Annotated in this window: 7 protein-coding genes; all 7 read right to left on the bottom strand. The window is 28.3% G+C overall.

The window, feature by feature from the left end:
- Positions 1 to 290: 290 nt before the first annotated feature.
- Positions 291 to 635 carry a hypothetical protein gene (locus tag KIB46_RS16015; RefSeq protein WP_291673195.1) on the bottom strand — a complete coding sequence of 115 codons (345 nt, stop codon included), beginning with the start codon at positions 633 to 635 and terminating at the stop codon, positions 291 to 293.
- Positions 636 to 906: 271 nt separating this feature from the next.
- Complete coding sequence (locus tag KIB46_RS16010) at positions 907 to 1,326, bottom strand: Imm63 family immunity protein (RefSeq protein ID WP_291673193.1); 420 nt, start codon at positions 1,324 to 1,326, stop codon at positions 907 to 909.
- A gap of 14 nt (positions 1,327 to 1,340) precedes the next feature.
- The gene (locus KIB46_RS16005) at positions 1,341 to 1,787 is read right to left on the bottom strand and encodes a glycohydrolase toxin TNT-related protein (protein ID WP_291673191.1); all 447 of its coding nucleotides are present in this window, start codon (positions 1,785 to 1,787) and stop codon (positions 1,341 to 1,343) included.
- 383 nt (positions 1,788 to 2,170) lie between these two features.
- On the bottom strand, positions 2,171 to 2,650 hold the full coding sequence (locus tag KIB46_RS16000) for a hypothetical protein (protein ID WP_291673189.1): 480 nt from the start codon (positions 2,648 to 2,650) through the stop codon (positions 2,171 to 2,173).
- 14 nt (positions 2,651 to 2,664) lie between these two features.
- A complete protein-coding gene (locus tag KIB46_RS15995; protein WP_291673187.1) occupies positions 2,665 to 3,207 on the bottom strand; it encodes a hypothetical protein in 543 nt (180 codons plus the stop codon).
- A gap of 597 nt (positions 3,208 to 3,804) precedes the next feature.
- Positions 3,805 to 4,098 carry a hypothetical protein gene (locus KIB46_RS15990; protein WP_291673185.1) on the bottom strand — a complete coding sequence of 98 codons (294 nt, stop codon included), beginning with the start codon at positions 4,096 to 4,098 and terminating at the stop codon, positions 3,805 to 3,807.
- Complete coding sequence (locus KIB46_RS15985) at positions 4,098 to 4,610, bottom strand: ADP-ribosyltransferase (protein WP_363290430.1); 513 nt, start codon at positions 4,608 to 4,610, stop codon at positions 4,098 to 4,100. The genes KIB46_RS15990 and KIB46_RS15985 overlap by 1 nt, the downstream gene beginning before the upstream one ends.
- Positions 4,611 to 4,816: the final 206 nt, after the last annotated feature.

Genomic DNA, 4,816 nt, shown 5'->3' with positions numbered 1-4,816 from the left:
TCACTGGATTTGTAGATAATCAAGTAAACTTTGGTTCTGTGGAAGATTGTTTTTTATCAACTCATAAGAAGTCAGTAAAATCAAACTTTTGCAAAATAACCACAAGAAAATGTCAGACAAATCCTTTCCTATTCTTAGTGGCAAATTTCGCCATAAGGTGTCCTTTCCCCTCTAGGTAAACGACAAAAAGATACTGTTACCTGTGTGTCATTCACTTCGTGAACAGACAGCGATTAAAATAGCTTTTTAGTTAGGGGTCTTGAAGTCCTAAAGTATAACCATAATAAATTTTAGAGCCAACCATGTGCCTTTAAAAATTTATCTGGAATTCGTAATTCTAATTCTGTTTGTAGCTCTTCGAAAAATAAATTAAAATCAGCCTCATCCCACCATTGCTGTGAGCTTTCGATAGCAATTGATTTTTCACCCAATATTATACAACACCCGAATCTTCCCTTTTCATAATTTAGTCTTATTGGGAAGTAATTGTATGCCATAAAATCCACACTAAACTCACGATGATTAGCATCATCATTTACATTAAAAATGCAAAACCCAGTAGCTTTCCCTCCCATTTTTTCTCTTGCCATCTTATTAAAGCTCATCGCGATTCTTTTAGTATCACTTAATTCCATACCAATATCCTCCATATTGTATCAAATCTGTATATCCATAATTATTTTCTAAGTAACTCCATTCATCACCTAATGCGGTTCCCATCCAATCATTTGGATTCTGAGAAAATCTAATTGTTTAATACAATTCATATTATTCCAGTCCATCTTTATTGCCGCACCTTATCTCGAAGATAATGGTTGGAACGTTTCATAAAGATACCTTCCTTTTTAATAATCTTTACATATCCTTCATACAATATTTGTTATTAAAAGCTCATATAATCATTTATTAAATATTATCATTATATGGATTAGACTTTAGAATTTCTTGAATCTCATTACTCCTCTTTATATAAAACCTATTACCAATTATTCTTAACATTTCTAGCTGTTTTGCAAATAATATTCTTCTCCAATCTTTACCTTTCTCTCTATTAATCATTGCATACTTAGTTGCTTCTTTAAAAGTTATATCTCTATAAATCTCATAAAGTACTTCGTCTACATTCTTTGATTCCTTACTTATTTCAATACCACCTCTATCACCTACTCCAACGTAATGATATAATCCATTATCTTCATACACATAATTTCCCGGTTCATATCCACCATCTCCATAATCGAAACGAATATTTTTCAGATTATTTCCAATTATTTCTTCATTAACTATTTTATTCAAATCATTCAAAACTATCTGTTGAATATTCATATCTATTCCTCCTTTTATTCTGGAATTAATATTCCTCGTTCTACATACCAATTAATTGGTTTTGGTAATTTATATTGAATTCCCAAACCTTTATCACCAACCCATAGTGCAACTACTGCTCTTTCAACATTGCTAATTGAACCATTTATTTTATATCTTATATATTCATTTTGATTAGTATTAGGTGGTAATGCCAATCTATCAGTTGTTACACCTGTTTCTGTAACGTACGCACTCGAACTTCCTGGAGTCCCATATCTACCAACCTCAATTACTCCGTTATTCCCCAAAGTTACCACTTCTTCTGTTCCTGGTATTGCCCCCCAATTGTCCGGATAATTCATTGAACCATCTACTTTATACCATCCATCAAATATAGAACCATTCTTAAACTGTCCTTTTTCTAATGCTTCTTGATATTTCCAATAGCCATCATATCTTATTCCATCTTCTATTGGCATTTCTCCAAATGCGGAATATTTTCCAGTATTACTAACCCCCTTGTGGCAAAGTCTATCTTTTCTATCAACCTAGTGTTTTCAATACTTTAGACTTTTTTTAACTGCTTTTACTTACTTACCATTTTTAGTGTTATGTAGCTAAGTTTTTAACAGTAATTTCCTTTAATCTATTACACTTATTTTATCACGCTACTTCTTTTATTTCTACATTAGGCATTACAAGAAAAAAAGATTAATGCTCCATTTACTGAAACATTAACCTTTTAACTTCTTTCACTGCATTATTAAAATTATGCAATAAATTATTTTTATCTCTATTATAAAAATATTACTATTATTTCTTTATCTATTATTATGAATTTAATTATTATAATTTTTTGCAGTTATTGTTCAATAATATTTGATAGATAATTTTTAATATCTTTTTGGTTTATTGTTATTTTTTGCTCTTTTAAATTACTAAATTTTAATATAGGCTTCTTAATTTCAATTAATGCATCTATTTTATCTAAAGATACATCTTTATCAAAAATAAATTGTTCTTTTTTTGTAAATCCATATTTTTTAGCAATATCAGAGTCACTTGTATAAATGGTTATATAATTTATATCTAAAGTTTGTGAATTTACTTTTAAGCATTTATATTCACTCCCTTTAAATATAACTTTATAATTCAACTCATACGCTAGTTCTAAATCTGTTAATTTTATTTCTTTACTGTATACACTTCTTGAAAAAAAGCCTTGCTGTATTTTTATTTCTTTAAAACTTGAATCAACCTTATCTTTTGATTCAGAATAAATTTCAAAACCATTTTCCAATATATTTAACCTATATATTTTTTTATTGTAAATTCCATACATAATATATCAACCTCCTAATTAAAATCAATCCATCCAAATTTTATATTATATTTAAATTTTCTAATTACTTGACAACTTTGAGAATCTATAATATTTAAAACATCTCCATTAACAAACTTTCTAGACTCTTGAAAATATTCAGGCAAAACAACATCTGTACTACCTGTAAATGCTTTTCCTGTATAAGGATAATCATCAGCTTTAGCTTTCCAGTCTGGGATAGATATTTTATCTACATCGTTAACTTTATATTCTATTGTCCCATAAAATTTATCTGGTAATCCAACAGACTGTGAAATACCATCAACACCAGTTGTCGTCTTAAATGCTGTATTATTGTAATCTAATCTTGATCCATTATATTTATCAAGTAGAGTTTTTAAATTAGCTCCATGTTCACTTACCGCTGTAAAACCTCTTACTCCGTCATATTCATTGTATAGATACTTATATATATCACTTTGTGGTATTGTTTTACACATTAAAGTGTCTGCTGATGGTAATCCTATCTCTTTTCTTATAGAATCAACTAGAACTTTTTCTGAATCTGTTAACATTCTATCTGGATGTAATAACTTAGCAAAATCATCTACTGAATATCCTTTTCTATTAATAATGTTTTTAATACCTTCAGCAGTATTTATCTCAGCTTTACTTACCCCCTTGAGGCAGAGCCTGTCTTAACATTTTATTATTATTAAACCTAGTATTTTCAATGCTTTACATTACTTTTTAACTACTTTTTCTCACTTATCATTTTTAGTGTTATGTAGTTAGTTTTTCTATATAAGTTTCCTTCAATATATTACCTTTATTTTATCATTCTACCTCTTGTATTTCTATCTTAGGTATAATAAATAAGCAAAAAAAAAATCGTTGTAATTGAAGTATCGACATTTCAGTTACAACGATTTTTTCTTGTACTTTAGATTCAAAGGTATAAGGTGGTAAAGATTTTTAAAAAGTATTTTTAGTTTTCATCAACTAGAAATTACTTTCGATTTTCCTCTGCCACTCTGCCCCCATTGCCCCCATTGCCCCCTATTCACTGCATTATTAATATTATGCAATGACAAACTTTATTAGTATTATTGACTTATCTATACTCTTCTATTACTACTTTTTATGCAGTTAATCTATTCTTTATTATGCATTCATTTCTTCTTTCTATTTATTAATTCATCTAATGATTCCTTTTTCATTGCTTGAAAGTTTATATTATTATACTCATCTTTTTCTGCTTCAAATAATATACCATTATCACCTTCATATGGTTTAGTATGAATGAAAAAATTTTCTTTTATTTCCTTTGGTATCCCATTAGGAAATGCATCACATTTACCTTTAGGCAAACTATGTTTACAGAAAAAACATTGAGATATATCTTCATTTTTTGTTGCTTTATCTAATGCCCATCTTTCAATTACTGATGTTGGTTTATACTTCATTATTTACGTACCTCCATTATTACATACTTGTATCCATTTTCTTCCCAAGCTTTTGTAATCGTATATTTCAATCCTCTTTCTAAAAGTATTTCAGCTTCACCTATAGAACCAATAGCATTTATATTTGCACCATTACTATTAGATACCTTTATATATGCAAATATCCCATCTTCATCATTTAACATTGCAAAATTATCTGCTACTGATGGTTTTAAGCTTGTTGAGACATATCCTTTATCTCTAAATGTGTACTCCTGATTCTTAATTATTTTATCCCAATTTTCTATTATATCTTCTTTGGTAAATCCTCTATATAGCTCAATTTCACCATTTATATTCCCTTTTGATATTGCACTATCTAGATTTTTTATAGTTTCAATTAAATCATCATCAATTTCACCGTTTCTTAATCCTGAATTCAATCTCTCATAAATATCATTTGATTGATATTTATATAGTGAATCTATTTCTTCTTTCGAAAGCGATTTTATCCAGTCATCTGAATTATTTATTATATCTAATTTAGGGTTACTTACCCCCTTTATAGCATTTTTATCGGATTTTCATTATGATAATCAAGAATTCTATTATTATATCTATCTAATCCTAGTTCATATTTCCAATTCTTTTGTGCTATTTTATCAAAGCCACATTGCATTCTTGATATTTCATCTAAAGATAACTTTCCTCCATAAGGATTATTATACAATCCTTTTGC

The organism is Clostridium sp. (assembly GCF_018372875.1).
Classification (GTDB): Bacteria; Bacillota; Clostridia; order Clostridiales; family Clostridiaceae; genus Clostridium.
Note: the sequence above shows the minus strand (reverse complement) of the source record. Positions and strands in the feature narration are given on the sequence as shown.